Here is a 15,672-nt window from a genome sequence, read left to right as displayed (position 1 = left end):
GTACACACGCACCGCAGGTCAGCGCACGAACACTCCCGCCTGGTTCGCCAGGTCGAGGAAGTACTGCGGCGCCACACCCAGCACCAGCGTGACGGCCACGCCGACTCCGATCGCCGTCATCGTCAGGGGCGACGGCACGGCGACCGTCGGTCCGTCCGGCTGCGGCTCGCTGAAGAACATCAGCACGATCACGCGGATGTAGAAGAACGCCGCGATCGCCGACGAGATCACACCGACCACGACCAGCGGCGCGGCGCCGCCCTCGGCCGCCGCCTTGAACACGGCGAACTTCCCGGCGAACCCGGAGGTCAGCGGGATGCCCGCGAAGGCCAGCAGGAACACCGCGAACACGGCGGCCACCAGGGGTGAACGACGGCCCAGCCCCGCCCACTTGGACAGGTGCGTCGCCTCGCCGCCGGCGTCACGGACCAGCGTCACCACCGCGAACGCGCCGATCGTCACGAACGAGTACGCGGCGAGGTAGAAGAGGACGGACGACACCCCGTCCGGCGTGGTCGCGATGACACCCGCGAGGATGAAGCCGGCATGCGCGATCGAGGAGTACGCCAGCAGCCGCTTGATGTCGGTCTGCGTGATCGCGACGATCGCTCCGCCCAGCATGGTGACGATCGCGACGGCCCACATGACCGGCCGCCAGTCCCAGCGCAGGCCGGGCAGCACCACGTACAGGATCCTCAGCAGCGCGCCGAACGCGGCCACCTTGGTCGCCGCCGCCATGAAGCCGGTGACCGGGGTCGGTGCGCCCTGGTAGACGTCCGGCGTCCACATGTGGAACGGCACCGCGCCCACCTTGAACAGCAGGCCCATGACGATCATCGCGGCGCCGATCAGCAGCAGTGCGTCGTTGCCCATGGTGTCCGCGAGCGCCGGGTTAACCGTGGTGATCGTGCCGTCGACGACCTTCGCGATCGTGCCGTACGACACCGAGCCCGCGTAGCCGTACAGCAGGGCGATGCCGAACAGGGTGAAGGCGGAGGCGAACGAGCCGAGCAGGAAGTACTTGACCGCGGCCTCCTGCGACATGAGCCGCTTGCGGCGGGCCAGCGCGCACAGCAGGTACAGCGGGAGCGAGAAGACCTCCAGCGCCACGAAGAGCGTCAGCAGGTCGTTGGCCGCCGGGAAGATCAGCATGCCGGCGACCGCGAAGAGCAGCAGCGGGAACACCTCGGTGGTGGTGAACCCGGCCTTCACCGCGGCCTTCTCGCTGTCGCTGCCCGGCACGGAGGCGCCCTGGGCCGCGAACGAGTCGGTGTGGTTGCCGTGTGTCTCGGGGTCCAGCCGCCGCTCGGCGAAGGTGAACAGGCCGACGAGGCCCGCCAGCAGGATCGTGCCCTGGAGGAACAGGGCCGGTCCGTCGACGGCGATGGCACCCATGGCCGCGATGCCGGACTTCGTCGTGGCGTATCCGTTCGCGGCGAGTACGACGACGGCCGCGAAGGCCCCGCACAGCGCCAGGGCGGACATGATCCACTGGACGTGGTAGCGGGCTCTGCGCGGGACGAACGCCTCGACCAGCACCCCGATGAGTGCCGCGCCCAGGACGATCAGGGTGGGCGACAACTGCCCGTATTCGATCTTCGGCGCGTCGATCTTCGTGATCGGGTCGGCCGCGGTTGTCCACAGGCTGTGGACGACTGTCGCGCTCACTTGGCCGCCTCCGCCTCGGGCTGGGGGTCCTTCTTGTGTACGTCGGACATGGTCGACTTCACCGCCGGGTTGACGATGTCCGTGACGGGCTTCGGGTAGACGCCCAGGAAGATCAGCAGCGCGATCAGCGGGGCCACGACCAGGAGCTCACGCACCCTGAGGTCGGGCATCGCGGAGACCTCCGGTTTCACCGGGCCCGTCATCGTCCGCTGGTAGAGGACGAGGGTGTAGAGCGCGGCGAGCACGATGCCGAAGGTCGCGATGATGCCGATCGCCGGGTAGCGCGCGAACGTGCCGACCAGGACCAGGAACTCACTGACGAACGGTGCCAGTCCGGGCAGCGACAGGGTGGCCAGGCCGCCGATCAGGAAGGTGCCGGCGAGTACCGGGGCGACCTTCTGCACCCCGCCGTAGTCGGCGATGAGCCGCGAGCCGCGCCGCGAGATCAGGAAGCCGGCCACCAGCATCAGCACGGCCGTCGAGATCCCGTGGTTGACCATGTAGAGCGTCGCCCCGGACTGGCCCTGGCTGGTCATCGCGAAGATGCCCATGATGATGAAGCCGAAGTGTGAGATCGACGCGTACGCCACCAGCCGCTTGATGTCCCGCTGGCCGACCGCGAGCAGCGCCCCGTAGATGATGCTGATCACCGACAGGACCAGGATCGCGGGCGTCGCCCACTTGCTGGCCTCCGGGAAGAGCTGGAGGCAGAAGCGGAGCATCGCGAAGGTGCCCACCTTGTCGACGACCGCCGTGATGAGCACGGCGACCGGGGTGGTGGCCTCCCCCATCGCGTTGGGCAGCCAGGTGTGCAGCGGCCACAGGGGTGCCTTCACCGCGAAGGCGAAGAAGAAGCCGAGGAACAGCCAGCGTTCGGTGTTGGTCGCCATGTCGAGCGTGCCGTTGGCCCGCGCTTCGGCAATCTGCTGGAGGCTGAAGTTCCCGGCGACCACGTAGAGGCCGATGACCGCGGCCAGCATGATCAGGCCGCCGACCAGGTTGTACAGGAGGAACTTCACGGCGGCGTACGAGCGTTGGGTCGCCGCGTTCTCGTCGGAGCCGGCGTGGGCCCGGTCCCCGAAGCCGCCGATGAGGAAGTACATCGGGATCAGCATGGCTTCGAAGAAGATGTAGAAGAGGAAGACGTCGGTGGCCTCGAAGGAGATGATCACCATCGCCTCGACGCCCAGGATCAGGGCGAAGAAGCCCTGCGTCGGCCGCCACCGCTTGTTGCCGGTCTCCAGCGGGTCGGCGTCGTGCCAGCCCGCCAGGATGATGAACGGGATCAGCAGCGCGGTCAGCGCGACGAGCGCCACCCCGATACCGTCCACGCCCAGTTCGTACCGGACCCCGAAGTCCTTGATCCAGGCATGGGACTCGGTGAGCTGGTAACGGTCGCCGTCCGGGTCGAAGCGCACCAGGACGACGGCGGCCAGCGCGAGGGTGGCGAGCGAGACGAGCAGCGCCAGCCATTTCGCGGCGGTGCGCCGCGCGGCCGGCACGGCGGCCGTGGCGATCGCCCCGATCGCCGGGAGCGCCGCCGTCGCTGTCAGCAGAGGAAAGGACATCGGTATCAGACCGCCCTCATCAGCAGGGTCGCGGCCACGAGGATCGCCGCGCCGCCGAACATCGAGACCGCGTACGACCGCGCGTAGCCGTTCTGGAGCTTGCGCAGCCGGCCGGAGAGACCGCCGACCGAGGCCGCCGAGCCGTTGACCACGCCGTCGACCAGGGTGTGGTCGACGTAGACCAGGGACCGGGTGAGGTGCTCTCCGCCACGCACCAGGACCACGTGGTTGAAGTCGTCCTGGAGCAGGTCGCGCCGGGCGGCCCGGGTGAGCAGCGACCCGCGCGGGGCGACGACCGGGACCGGGCGCCTGCCGTACTGCAGGTAGGCGAGCCCGACACCGATGACCATCACGGCCACCGTGGATGCCGTGACCGTCGTGGCGCTGATCGGCGCGTTTCCGTGGTCGTGCCCGGTGATGGGCTCCAGCCAGTGCAGGAAGCGGTCGCCGATGCTGAACAGTCCGCCCGCGAAGACCGATCCGAAGGCCAGCACGATCATCGGGATCGTCATGGACCTGGGGGACTCGTGCGGGTGGGGCTCATGGCCCTCCGCGTCGGGCTGCCAGCGCTTCTCGCCGAAGAACGTCATCAGCATCACGCGCGTCATGTAGAAGGCGGTGATGGCCGCGCCCAGCAGGGCGCAGGCGCCGAGGATCCAGCCCTCGGTGCCGCCCTTGGCGAAGGCGGCCTCGATGATCTTGTCCTTGGAGAAGAAGCCGGACAGGCCCGGGAAGCCGATGATGGCGAGGTAGCCGAGGCCGAAGGTGACGAAGGTGACCGGCATGTACGTGCGGAGGCCGCCGTACTTGCGCATGTCGACCTCGTCGTTCATGCCGTGCATGACCGAACCGGCGCCGAGGAACAGCCCGGCCTTGAAGAAGCCGTGCGTCACCAGGTGCATGATCGCGAAGACGTAGCCGATGGGGCCGAGGCCCGCGGCGAGGACCATGTAGCCGATCTGCGACATGGTCGAGCCGGCCAGTGCCTTCTTGATGTCGTCCTTCGCGCAACCGACGATCGCACCGAACAGGAGCGTGACGGCACCGACGATGGTGACGACGAGCTGTGCGTCGGGCGCCGCGTTGAAGATGGCTCCGGAGCGGACGATCAGGTAGACGCCCGCGGTCACCATCGTCGCCGCGTGGATGAGGGCCGAGACCGGGGTCGGGCCCTCCATGGCGTCCCCGAGCCAGGACTGCAGCGGCACCTGGGCGGACTTGCCACAGGCGGCGAGCAGCAGCATCAGGGCGATGCCCGTCAGCGTGGCCTCGGATGTGCCGTCGACGAGTCCGGGCTTGTCGTGGGTGCCGAGCACCGGGCCGAAGGCGAAGGTGCCGAACGTCGTGAACATCAGCATGATCGCGATCGACAGGCCGATGTCGCCGACGCGGTTGACCAGGAAGGCCTTCTTCGCCGCGGTGGCCGCGCTGGGCTTGTGCTGCCAGAAGCCGATCAGCAGGTAGGAGGCGAGTCCGACGCCCTCCCAGCCGACGTACAGCAGAAGGTAGTTGTCGGCGAGGACGAGCAGCAGCATCGCCGCGAGGAACAGGTTCAGATAGCCGAAGAAGCGGCGGCGCCGCTCGTCGTGCTCCATGTACCCGATCGAGTACAGGTGGATCAGCGATCCGACGCCGGTGATCAGCAGCACGAACGTCATCGACAGCTGGTCGAGGCGGAAGGCGGCGTCCGCCTGGAAGCCCTCGACCGGCACCCAGCTGAACAGGTGCTGGGTGAGCGTGCGGTGTTCGGCGTCCTTGCCGAGCAGGTCGGCGAAGAGGACGGCGCCGAACACGAAGGAGGCGCCGGCCAGGGCCGTGCCGATCCAGTGGCCGACGGCGTCCAGTCTCCGGCCGCCGGTGAGCAGGACCGCCGCTCCGAGCAGAGGCGCCGCGATGAGCAGCGCAATCAGGTTCTCCACGATTCAGCGACCCCTTACAGCTTCATCAGGCTGGCGTCGTCGACCGAGGCCGAGTGGCGGGAACGGAACAACGACACGATGATCGCGAGCCCGACCACGACCTCCGCGGCGGCGACGACCATCGTGAAGAAGGCGATGATCTGGCCGTCGAGGTTGCCGTGCATCCGGGAGAAGGCGACGAACGCGAGGTTGCAGGCGTTGAGCATGAGCTCGATGCACATGAACACGACGATCGCGTTGCGCCTGATCAGTACGCCGGTGGCGCCGATCGTGAACAACAGAGCGGCGAGATAGAGGTAGTTGACCGGGTTCACTTCGACGCCTCCTCGGTCCGCCGGGCGTTGCGCTTGAGGTGGGGCGGTTCGATCGCGTCCCTCTCCAGGCGCTCCTCGGAGCGCTGCTCCAGTGCCTTGAGGTCGTTCATCGCCTCGGTGGACACGTCGCGCATCTGGCCTCGGTCGCGCAGTGTCTTGCTGACGGTGAGCTCGGAGGGGGTCCCGTCGGGCAGCAGGCCCGCGATGTCCACCGCGTTGTGCCGGGCGTACACGCCCGGGGCCGGCAGCGGCGGGAGGTGCTTGCCCTCGCGCACCCGCTCCTCGGCCAGCTCACGCTGCGTCTTGGCGCGCTCGGTGCGCTCGCGGTGCGTGAGCACCATGGCGCCGACGGCGGCCGTGATCAGCAGGGCGCCGGTGATCTCGAAGGCGAAGACGTACTTGGTGAAGATGAGGGTCGCCAGGCCCTCCACGTTGCCGCCGGCGTTCGCCTGGGTGAGGCCGTTGAAGTGGGTGAGCGAGGCGTTGCCGATGCCCGCGAACAGCAGGATGCCGAAGCCGAGCCCGCAGGCGAGGGCGAGCCAGCGCTGGCCCCTGATGGTCTCCTGCAGGGAGTCCGCCGCGGTCACGCCGACGAGCATCACCACGAACAGGAACAGCATCATGATCGCGCCGGTGTAGACGACGATCTGGACGACGCCGAGGAAGTAGGCGCCGTTGGCGAGGTAGAACACCGCCAGGATGATCATGGTGCCGGCGAGACAGAGCGCGCTGTGCACGGCCTTCTTCATGAACACGGTGCACAGGGCGCCGATCACGGCGACGGTGCCGAGGACCCAGAACTGGAAGGCCTCGCCGGTGGAGGTGGGGGTGCCGGCAGCCAGGGTGGCGGCGAGCTCCAGGGGTGCGGTCATCGCCCGATCACCTTCTCCGCCGCCGGTTCGTCCGCACCGGAGGTGGTGGCGGCCTCCTGGACGACCTCGCCCTTGGAGACGGCGACCTGGGGCACGGTGCCGGGAGCGGCCTCCGTCACCAGGCCCCGGTAGTAGTCCTGCTCGTCGGTGCCGGGGTAGATGGCGTGCGGCGCGTCGACCATGCCGTCCTCAAGTCCGGCGAGCAGCTGTTCCTTGGTGAAGATGAGGTTGGCGCGGCTGGTGTCCGCGAGCTCGAACTCGTTGGTCATCGTCAGCGCGCGCGTGGGGCACGCCTCGATGCACAGGCCGCACAGGATGCAGCGGGCGTAGTTGATCTGGTAGACGCGGCCGTACCGCTCGCCCGGCGAGTAGCGCTCCTCGTCGGTGTTGTCGGCGCCCTCCACATAGATGGCGTCGGCTGGGCAGGCCCAGGCGCACAGCTCGCAGCCGACGCACTTCTCCAGGCCGTCCGGATGGCGGTTGAGCTGGTGCCGTCCGTGGAACCGGGGAGCGGTGGTCTTCGCCTGCTCCGGGTACTGCTCGGTCAGCCGCTTCTTGAACATGGCCTTGAAGGTCACGCCGAAGCCGGCCACGGGGTTCATGAAGCCGGGCTTCAACTGCTCGGTCTCCTTGGGCTCCTCAGCCATCGGACGCCTCCTTTCCATCCGTAGAACCCGAAGATCCGTCACTCCGAGTATCGGGTCCGCCACTGACAATCAGCTCCCGCTCCTGGCGCGAGCGGCGTCGCGGCACCGGCGACAACTCCTGTCCGGGCAGTGGCGGTACGGGGAATCCGCCCGCCATCGGGTCGAATCCGACCGGCTGTTCGTCACTCTGCGCCGCTGTCTTCGACTTCTCCCGGAACATGTCGGCGACGAACGAGAGCAGCAGCAGGGCCAGGACACCGCCGCCCACGTAGAGGGCGATGTCGGCGAAGTCGTAGCCCTCGTTGCGCAGGGTCCGCATGGTCGCGACGAGCATCAGCCACACCACGGAGACCGGGATGAGCACCTTCCAGCCGAGCTTCATCAGCTGGTCGTAGCGCACGCGGGGAAGCGTGCCGCGCAGCCAGATGAAGAAGAACAGCAGCAACTGCACCTTGATCACGAACCAGAGGAGCGGCCACCAGCCGTGGTTGGCGCCCTCCCAGAAGGTGCTGATGGGCCAGGGGGCGCGCCAGCCGCCGAGGAAGAGCGTGGTCGTCACGGCCGAGACCGTCACCATGTTCACGTACTCGGCGAGCATGAACAGCGCGAACTTGATCGACGAGTACTCGGTGTTGAAGCCGCCGACCAGGTCGCCCTCGGACTCCGGCATGTCGAAGGGCGCGCGGTTGGTCTCCCCGACCATGGTGATCACGTAGATGATGAAGGAGACCGGCAACAGGACGATGTACCAGCGGTCGTGCTGGGCCTCGACGATCGCCGAGGTCGACATCGACCCGGAGTAGAGGAACACCGAGGCGAAGGCGGCGCCCATGGCGATCTCGTACGAGATCATCTGCGCGCAGGAGCGCAGGCCCCCGAGCAGCGGATAGGTGGAGCCGGAACTCCAGCCCGCGAGGACGATGCCGTAGATACCGACCGAGGCGACCGCGAGGATGTAGATCATCGCGATCGGGAGGTCGGTGAGCTGCATCGCGGTGCGGTGGCCGAAGATCGAGACCTCGTTGCCGGACGGGCCGAAGGGGATCACCGCGATCGCCATGAAGGCCGGGATGGCCGCGATGATCGGCGCGAGGACGTAGACGACCTTGTCCGCGCGTTTGACGATGACGTCTTCCTTGAGCATCAGCTTGATGCCGTCGGCGAGCGACTGGAGCATGCCCCAGGGCCCGTGCCGGTTGGGGCCGACGCGCAGCTGCATCCAGGCGACGACCTTGCGCTCCCACACGATGGAGAACAGCACGGTCACCATCAGGAAGGCGAAGCAGAAGACGGCCTTGATGACGACGAGCCACCAGGGGTCGTTGCCGAACACCGACAGGTCTTCTGCGGCGAGGTACGGGCTCATGCCTCCACCTCCTTGGGAGCTTCGGCGGCGAGTGTGGCGGGGCCGATGCGGACGAGGGAGCCAGGCAGCACTCCGGCGTCGGAGGCGACGCCCCCGCCGGTGGAGTTCAGCGGGAGCCAGACCACGCGGTCGGGCATCTCGGTGATCTGAAGCGGCAGTTCGGTGACTCCCGAGGAGCCGGTCACGGCGAGGAGGTCGCCCTCCTTGACGCCGACCTCGGCGGCCGTCGCGGCCGACACGCGTGCGCGTGCCGCGTGCCGCGTCCCGGCGAGCGCCTCGTCGCCCTGCTGGAGCAGACCCTGGTCGAGGAGCAGCCGGTGCCCGGCCAGTACGGCCTCGCCGGCGGCCGGTCGCGGCAACTGGACCGCGGTCTCCACGGGTTCACCGGCCCGGGGGCCGTCCCAGGGACCGAGCCGGTCGATCTCCGCGCGCGTGGTGCGCAGATCCGGCAGGCCCAGGTGCACGTCCATGGCGTCGGCCAGCATCTGCAGCACCCGTGCGTCGCTGGGTGCGAGGCGGCGGGTCATCTGCTCGGGCTTGAGCGCGGTCTCGAAGAACCGCACCCTGCCTTCCCAGTTGAGGAAGGTGCCTGCCTTCTCGGCGACCGCGGCCACCGGCAGGACGACGTCCGCGTGTTCGGTGACCTCACCCGGCCGCAGTTCCAGCGACACCACGAACCCGACCTCGCGCAGCGCGGCACGCGCGCGTGCCGGATCGGGCAGGTCGGCGATCTCGACTCCCGCGACCAGCAGGGCCTGGAGCTCTCCGGAGGTCGCCGCCTCGACGATCTGGCCGGTGTCCCGCCCGTAGCGGTGCGGGAGTTCGGCCACACCCCAGACCGAGGCGACCTCCTCACGCGCGCGCGGGTCGGTGGCCGGGCGCCCGCCCGGCAGGAGCGCCGGCAGCGCGCCCGCCTCGACGGCACCGCGCTCTCCGGCCCGCCGCGGGATCCACACCAGCTGTGCGCCGGTCGCGGAGGCGGCCCGTACGGCGGCGGTCAGTCCGCCCGCGACGGCGGCCAGCCGTTCGCCGACGACGATCACCGCGCCGTTGACGCGCAGCGCCTCTGCGGCCCTGCTGCCGTCGCCCTCCAGGCCGGCTCCGTCGGCGAGCGCGTCCAGCCACTCGGTCTCGGTGCCGGGAGCGGCGGGCAGCAGCGTGCCGCCTGCCTTCTCCAGGCCGCGCGTCGCGTGGGTGGCGAGCGAGAAGACCTTCTGGCCGTGCGCCCGCCAGGCCTTGCGCAGCCTCAGGAAGACGCCGGGCGCCTCCTCCTCGGCCTCGAACCCGACCAGCAGGACGGCGGGCGCCTTCTCCAGAGCGGAGTACGTGACGCCCGTACCGTCGAGGTCGCGGCCGCGGCCCGCGACCCGCGCGGCCAGGAAGTCGGTCTCCTCACTGCTGTGCACGCGCGCGCGGAAGTCGATGTCGTTGGTGTCGAGCGCCACGCGCGCGAACTTGCTGTACGCGTAGGCGTCCTCGATGGTGAGGCGGCCGCCCGTGAGGACGCCGGCCCGGCTGCGTGAGGCGAGCAGTCCCTGGGCCGCGATCTGGAGTGCCTCCGGCCAGGAAGCCGGCACCAGTTCGCCCTCGGGGTTGCGCACGAGGGGGGTCTGGAGCCGGTCGCGCTGCTGCGCGTACCGGAAGCCGAACCGTCCCTTGTCGCAGATCCACTCCTCGTTGACCTCGGGGTCGTTCGCCGCGAGCTTGCGCATGACCTTGCCGCGCCGGTGGTCGGTACGGGTGGCGCAGCCTCCGGAGCAGTGCTCGCACACGCTCGGGGAGGACACCAGGTCGAAGGGGCGGGAGCGGAATCGGTACGCCGCAGAGGTGAGCGCGCCGACCGGGCAGATCTGGATGGTGTTGCCGGAGAAGTACGACTCGAAGGGGTCGCCCTCACCGGTGCCGACCTGCTGGAGCGCGCCCCGCTCGATCAGTTCGATCATCGGGTCGCCCGCGATCTGGTTGGAGAAGCGGGTGCAGCGGGCGCACAGCACGCACCGCTCGCGGTCGAGCAGCACCTGGGTGGAGATCGGCACGGGCTTCTCGTAGGTCCGCTTCTTGCCCTCGAAGCGGGACTCCGACTGGCCGTGCGACATGGCCTGGTTCTGCAGGGGGCACTCGCCGCCCTTGTCGCAGACGGGACAGTCCAGCGGGTGGTTGATGAGGAGGAGCTCCATCACCCCGTGCTGGGCCTTCTCGGCGGCCGGCGAGGTGAGGTGCGTCTTCACCACCATGCCGTCGGTGCAGGTGATGGTGCAGGACGCCATCGGCTTGCGCTGGCCCTCGACGTCGACGATGCACTGGCGGCAGGCGCCGGCCGGGTCGAGGAGGGGGTGGTCGCAGAACCGGGGGATCTCGATGCCGAGTTGCTCGGCGGCCCGGATGACCAGGGTGCCCTTGGGCACGCTGATCTCGGCGCCGTCGATCGTCAGCGAGACGAGATCCTCCGGCGGGACCGCCGCCTCTCCCCCGCCCGAGGGAGTGCTGGTGGTCACGGTCATGCGTTCACCTCCGTGCGGTCGGCCCAGGCCGTCGACTTGGCCGGGTCGAAGGGGCAGCCGCGGCCCGTGATGTGCTCCTCGTACTCCTCGCGGAAGTACTTGAGCGAGGAGAAGATCGGCGAGGCGGCGCCGTCGCCGAGAGCGCAGAAGGACTTGCCGTTGATGTTGTCGGCGATGTCGTTCAGCTTGTCGAGGTCGGACATGACGCCCTTGCCGGCCTCGATGTCGCGCAGCAACTGCACGAGCCAGTACGTCCCTTCGCGGCACGGGGTGCACTTGCCGCAGGACTCGTGGGCGTAGAACTCGGTCCAGCGGGTCACGGCGCGCACGACGCAGGTCGTCTCGTCGAAGCACTGCAGGGCCTTGGTGCCGAGCATGGAACCGGCGGCGCCGACTCCCTCGTAGTCGAGGGGGACGTCGAGGTGCTCGTCGGTGAACATCGGGGTGGAGGAGCCGCCCGGCGTCCAGAACTTGAGCCGGTGACCGGGCCGCATGCCGCCGCTCATCTCCAGGAGCTGGCGCAGGGTGATGCCGAGCGGGGCCTCGAACTGGCCGGGGCTCGCGACGTGGCCGCTGAGCGAGTAGAGCGTGAAGCCCGGGGACTTCTCGCTGCCCATCGACCGGAACCATTCCTTGCCCCGGGTCAGAATCGCGGGAACCGACGCGATCGACTCCACGTTGTTCACAACAGTCGGGCATGCGTAGAGGCCCGCGACCGCGGGGAAGGGGGGACGGAGCCGCGGTTGGCCACGGCGGCCTTCGAGCGAGTCGAGCAGTGCGGTCTCCTCACCGCAGATGTACGCGCCGGCGCCCGCGTGCACGGTGATGTCGAGATCGAGGCCGCTGCCCTGGATGTTCTGTCCGAGGTAACCGGCCGCGTAGGCCTCGTTCACGGCCGAGTGCAACCGCCGCAGCACGGGGACGACTTCACCGCGCAGATAGATGAACGCATGCGAAGACCTGATGGCGTAACACGCGATGATCATGCCCTCGATGAGGCTGTGCGGGTTCGCGAAGAGGAGCGGGATGTCCTTGCAGGTTCCCGGTTCCGACTCGTCGGCGTTGACAACCAGATAGTGCGGCTTTCCATCTCCCTGCGGAATGAACTGCCATTTCATTCCGGTGGGGAATCCGGCGCCGCCGCGGCCGCGCAGACCTGAGTCCTTGACGTAGGCGATCAGGTCGTCCGGCGACATGGCGAGCGCCTTGCGGAGCCCCTCGTACCCTTCGTGCCTCTTGTAGACGTCCAGCGTCCAGGACTTGTCCTCGTCCCAGAAGGCCGACAGCACGGGTGCGAGCAGCTTCTCGGGGCTGGTGTCCTTCAGTTCGGGTGCCAAGGTCATCACTCCCCCTCCTCGGCAGCGGGCCCGGCCGGGTGGGCCGGGTCGGAGGCCGACGTGTCCTGTGGCGCGTCGTGCGAGCTGAGGTGCTCCGACGGGGACGGCTCGTGGACGTCCTTGTTCTGCGGTGCGCCGTGGCGCGGATGGACCACGCGCGCGGGTGCGGTCTCTCCCTTGGCCAGGCGGAGGCCCACCAGCGACGCGGGTCCCGCTGCGCCGCTCGCCTCGACGGCCCCTGCCCGCTCGTCGGGGAAGCCGGCGAGGATCCGCGCGGTCTCCTTGAAGGTGCACATCGGCGCCCCGCGCGTGGGCTCGACCTCGCGGCCCGCACGCAGGTCGTCGACGAGCCGCTTGGCGCCGGCCGGGGTCTGGTTGTCGAAGAACTCCCAGTTGACCATCACCACCGGCGCGAAGTCACAGGCCGCGTTGCACTCGATGTGCTCCAGGGTGATCTTGCCGTCGTCGGTGGTCTCGCCGTTGCCGACGCCCAGGTGCTCCTGGAGGGACTCGAAGATCTCGTCACCGCCCATCACCGCGCAGAGGGTGTTCGTGCAGACACCCACCTGGTAGTCGCCCGACGGCCTGCGCCGGTACATGGTGTAGAAGGTGGCCACCGCGGTGACCTCGGCCGTGGTGAGGCCGAGGACGTCGGCGCAGAACCGCATCCCGGTGCGCGTGACATGGCCCTCCTCCGACTGCACGAGGTGCAGCAGCGGCAGGAGCGCCGAGCGGGAGTCCGGGTAGCGGGCGATGATCTCGCGCGCGTCCGTCTCCAGCCGGGCCCTCACGTCGTCCGGGTAAGCGGGTGCGGGCAGTTCGGGCATGCCCAGGCTGACGCCCCGCTCGGAAGAACTGGTGGTCACCGGTCGACGCCTCCCATCACGGGGTCGATGGACGCGACGGCGACGATGACGTCAGCGACCTGGCCGCCCTCGCACATCGCCGCCATGGCCTGAAGGTTGGTGAAGGACGGGTCGCGGAAGTGGACCCGGAAGGGGCGGGTGCCGCCGTCGGACACGGCGTGCACCCCGAGTTCGCCCTTGGGCGACTCGACGGCCGCGTAGGCCTGTCCCGGCGGGACGCGGAAACCCTCGGTCACCAGCTTGAAGTGGTGGATCAGGGCCTCCATGGAGGTGCCCATGATCTTCTTGATGTGGTCGAGGGAGTTGCCGAGCCCGTCGGGTCCCAGGGCGAGCTGGGCCGGCCAGGCGATCTTCTTGTCGGTGACCATGACCGGGCCGGGCTGGAGCCGGTCCAGGCACTGCTCGACGATCCTGAGCGACTGGCGCATCTCCTCCAGGCGGATCAGGAAGCGGCCGTAGGAGTCGCAGGTGTCGGCGGTCGGGACGTCGAAGTCGAACGTCTCGTAGCCGCAGTACGGCTGGCTCTTGCGCAGGTCGTGCGGCAGGCCGGTGGAGCGCAGGATCGGGCCGGTGGCGCCGAGCGCCATGCAGCCGGACAGGTCGAGGTAGCCGACGTCCTGCATACGGGCCTTGAAGATGGGGTTCCCGGTGGCGAGCTTGTCGTACTCCGGGAGGTTCTTCTTCATCTTCTTCACGAACTCGCGGATGTGGTCCACCGCACCGGGCGGCAGGTCCTGGGCGAGTCCGCCGGGGCGGATGTACGCGTGGTTCATCCTGAGGCCCGTGATGAGCTCGTAGATGTCGAGAATCATTTCACGATCACGGAATCCGTAGATCATGATCGTGGTGGCGCCGAGTTCCATACCGCCGGTGGCGATGCACACGAGGTGCGAGGACAGCCGGTTGAGCTCCATCAGGAGCACGCGGATGAGCGTGGCGCGGTCGGGAATCTGGTCCTCGATACCGAGAAGCTTCTCGACGGCGAGGCAGTAAGCGGTCTCGTTGAAGAACGACGTCAGGTAGTCCATGCGCGTCACGAACGTGGTGCCCTGCGTCCACGTGCGGAACTCGAGGTTCTTCTCGATGCCGGTGTGCAGGTAGCCGATGCCGCAGCGGGCCTCGGTGACCCTCTCGCCGTCGATCTCCAGGATCAGGCGGAGCACACCGTGCGTGGAGGGGTGCTGCGGGCCCATGTTGAGGACGATGCGTTCGTCGTCGGCGCGGGCCGCGGCCTGGACGATCTCGTCCCAGTCGCCGCCGGTGACCGTGTAGACGGTGCCCTCTGTGGTCTCCCGAGGGGAGGCATGGGAAGTGCTCACGAGTACGACCTCCGCTGGTCCGGAGCCGGGATCTGGGCGCCCTTGTACTCGACGGGGATGCCGCCGAGGGGGTAGTCCTTGCGCTGCGGGTGGCCCTGCCAGTCGTCCGGCATCATGATCCGCGTCAGGGCCGGGTGATCGTCGAAGACGATCCCGAAGAAGTCGTAGGTCTCGCGCTCGTGCCAGTCGTTGGTCGGATAGACGGAGACCAGGGACGGGATGTGCGGGTCGGCGTCGGGGGCGCTGACCTCCAGGCGGATCAGCCGGTTGTGGGTGATCGAGCGCAGGTGGTAGACGGCGTGCAGCTCGCGGCCCTTGTCGTGGAGGTAGTGGACTCCACTGACGCCGGTGCACAGTTCGAAGCGCAGGGCCGGGTCGTCGCGCAGGGTGCGGGCGACGCGGAGCAGGTGCTCGCGCTCGATGTGGAAGGTGATCTCGCCGCGGTCGACGACCGTCTTCTCGATCGCGTTGTCGGGCAGGAGACCCTGCTCCTCCAGGGCGCCTTCGAGTTCGTCGGCGACCTCGTCGAACCAGCCCCCATAGGGGCGGCCCGTCGGTCCCGGGAGGCGGATCGAGCGCACCAGGCCGCCGTAACCGGAGGTGTCGCCGCCGTTGTCGGCGCCGAACATGCCGCGCTGGACGCGGATCTCCTCGCCGCCCTCGCCGCGCTGACCGGGGAGGTTGGAGGCGCCGAGGTCCTTCTCGGGATTGACGCCGTTGCTCGCGCCGTTCGCGTCGCTCACCGCAGCAGCCCCTTCATCTCGATCGTGGGCAGGGCCTTGAGCGCCGCTTCCTCCGCCTCACGGGCCGCTTCCTCGGCGTTCACGCCGAGCTTGGAGGTCTGGATCTTGTGGTGGAGCTTGAGAATGGCGTCGATCAGCATCTCGGGCCGCGGCGGGCAGCCGGGCAGATAGATGTCGACCGGCACGATGTGGTCGACGCCCTGCACGATCGCGTAGTTGTTGAACATGCCGCCCGAGGAGGCGCAGACCCCCATGGAGATGACCCACTTGGGGTTCGGCATCTGGTCGTAGACCTGCCGCAGCACCGGCGCCATCTTCTGGCTGACCCGGCCGGCGACGATCATGAGGTCCGCCTGGCGGGGTGAGCCGCGGAAGACCTCCATGCCGAAGCGGGCCAGGTCGTAGCGTCCGGCACCCGTGGTCATCATCTCGATGGCACAGCAGGCAAGGCCGAAGGTGGCCGGGAAGACGGACGCCTTGCGCACCCAGCCCGCGGCCTGCTCGACGGTGGTCAGCAGGAAACCGCTCGGCAGCTTTTCTTCGAGTCCCATG

13 protein-coding genes are annotated in these 15,672 nt (G+C 68.8%); all 13 read right to left on the bottom strand.

What is annotated here, in order from left to right; all coding sequences use genetic code 11:
* Positions 1-18: 18 nt before the first annotated feature.
* The 13 genes from nuoN to OHT57_RS29445 are packed head-to-tail and all read right to left on the bottom strand — an operon-like array spanning position 19 to position 15,671.
* Positions 19-1,668 carry an NADH-quinone oxidoreductase subunit NuoN gene (gene nuoN, locus OHT57_RS29505; RefSeq protein WP_328749579.1) on the bottom strand — a complete coding sequence of 550 codons (1,650 nt, stop codon included), beginning with the start codon at positions 1,666-1,668 and terminating at the stop codon, positions 19-21.
* Positions 1,665-3,236: an NADH-quinone oxidoreductase subunit M gene (locus OHT57_RS29500; RefSeq protein ID WP_328749578.1), complete on the bottom strand. Its 1,572-nt coding sequence runs from the start codon at positions 3,234-3,236 to the stop codon at positions 1,665-1,667. The genes nuoN and OHT57_RS29500 overlap by 4 nt, the downstream gene beginning before the upstream one ends.
* Positions 3,237-3,241: 5 nt before the next feature.
* The gene (nuoL, locus tag OHT57_RS29495) at positions 3,242-5,155 is read right to left on the bottom strand and encodes an NADH-quinone oxidoreductase subunit L (RefSeq protein WP_328749577.1); all 1,914 of its coding nucleotides are present in this window, start codon (positions 5,153-5,155) and stop codon (positions 3,242-3,244) included.
* Positions 5,156-5,169: 14 nt separating this feature from the next.
* Positions 5,170-5,469 carry an NADH-quinone oxidoreductase subunit NuoK gene (gene nuoK / locus OHT57_RS29490; protein ID WP_003974374.1) on the bottom strand — a complete coding sequence of 100 codons (300 nt, stop codon included), beginning with the start codon at positions 5,467-5,469 and terminating at the stop codon, positions 5,170-5,172.
* Positions 5,466-6,341: an NADH-quinone oxidoreductase subunit J gene (locus tag OHT57_RS29485; RefSeq protein WP_328749576.1), complete on the bottom strand. Its 876-nt coding sequence runs from the start codon at positions 6,339-6,341 to the stop codon at positions 5,466-5,468. The genes nuoK and OHT57_RS29485 overlap by 4 nt, the downstream gene beginning before the upstream one ends.
* Positions 6,338-6,988, bottom strand: a complete 651-nt coding sequence (gene nuoI, locus OHT57_RS29480) for an NADH-quinone oxidoreductase subunit NuoI (RefSeq protein WP_328749575.1) — start codon at positions 6,986-6,988, stop codon at positions 6,338-6,340. Before nuoI ends, OHT57_RS29485 begins: the two co-directional genes overlap by 4 nt.
* Complete coding sequence (nuoH, locus tag OHT57_RS29475; protein WP_328749574.1) at positions 6,981-8,354, bottom strand: NADH-quinone oxidoreductase subunit NuoH; 1,374 nt, start codon at positions 8,352-8,354, stop codon at positions 6,981-6,983. Before nuoH ends, nuoI begins: the two co-directional genes overlap by 8 nt.
* Complete coding sequence (locus OHT57_RS29470) at positions 8,351-10,855, bottom strand: NADH-quinone oxidoreductase subunit G (protein WP_328749573.1); 2,505 nt, start codon at positions 10,853-10,855, stop codon at positions 8,351-8,353. Before OHT57_RS29470 ends, nuoH begins: the two co-directional genes overlap by 4 nt.
* Positions 10,852-12,198, bottom strand: a complete 1,347-nt coding sequence (gene nuoF / locus OHT57_RS29465; RefSeq protein ID WP_443053500.1) for an NADH-quinone oxidoreductase subunit NuoF — start codon at positions 12,196-12,198, stop codon at positions 10,852-10,854. Before nuoF ends, OHT57_RS29470 begins: the two co-directional genes overlap by 4 nt.
* A complete protein-coding gene (nuoE, locus tag OHT57_RS29460) occupies positions 12,198-13,058 on the bottom strand; it encodes an NADH-quinone oxidoreductase subunit NuoE (RefSeq protein ID WP_328749571.1) in 861 nt (286 codons plus the stop codon). Before nuoE ends, nuoF begins: the two co-directional genes overlap by 1 nt.
* A complete protein-coding gene (locus tag OHT57_RS29455; protein WP_328749569.1) occupies positions 13,055-14,377 on the bottom strand; it encodes an NADH-quinone oxidoreductase subunit D in 1,323 nt (440 codons plus the stop codon). The genes nuoE and OHT57_RS29455 overlap by 4 nt, the downstream gene beginning before the upstream one ends.
* Complete coding sequence (locus tag OHT57_RS29450) at positions 14,374-15,120, bottom strand: NADH-quinone oxidoreductase subunit C (RefSeq protein ID WP_328749568.1); 747 nt, start codon at positions 15,118-15,120, stop codon at positions 14,374-14,376. The genes OHT57_RS29455 and OHT57_RS29450 overlap by 4 nt, the downstream gene beginning before the upstream one ends.
* Positions 15,117-15,671, bottom strand: a complete 555-nt coding sequence (locus tag OHT57_RS29445; RefSeq protein ID WP_033282502.1) for a NuoB/complex I 20 kDa subunit family protein — start codon at positions 15,669-15,671, stop codon at positions 15,117-15,119. The genes OHT57_RS29450 and OHT57_RS29445 overlap by 4 nt, the downstream gene beginning before the upstream one ends.
* Position 15,672 lies beyond the last annotated feature (1 nt).

The organism is Streptomyces sp. NBC_00285 (assembly GCF_036174265.1).
In the GTDB taxonomy this organism is placed as follows: Bacteria; Actinomycetota; Actinomycetes; order Streptomycetales; family Streptomycetaceae; genus Streptomyces.
This window is presented reverse-complemented; position numbering and strand designations above follow the sequence as displayed.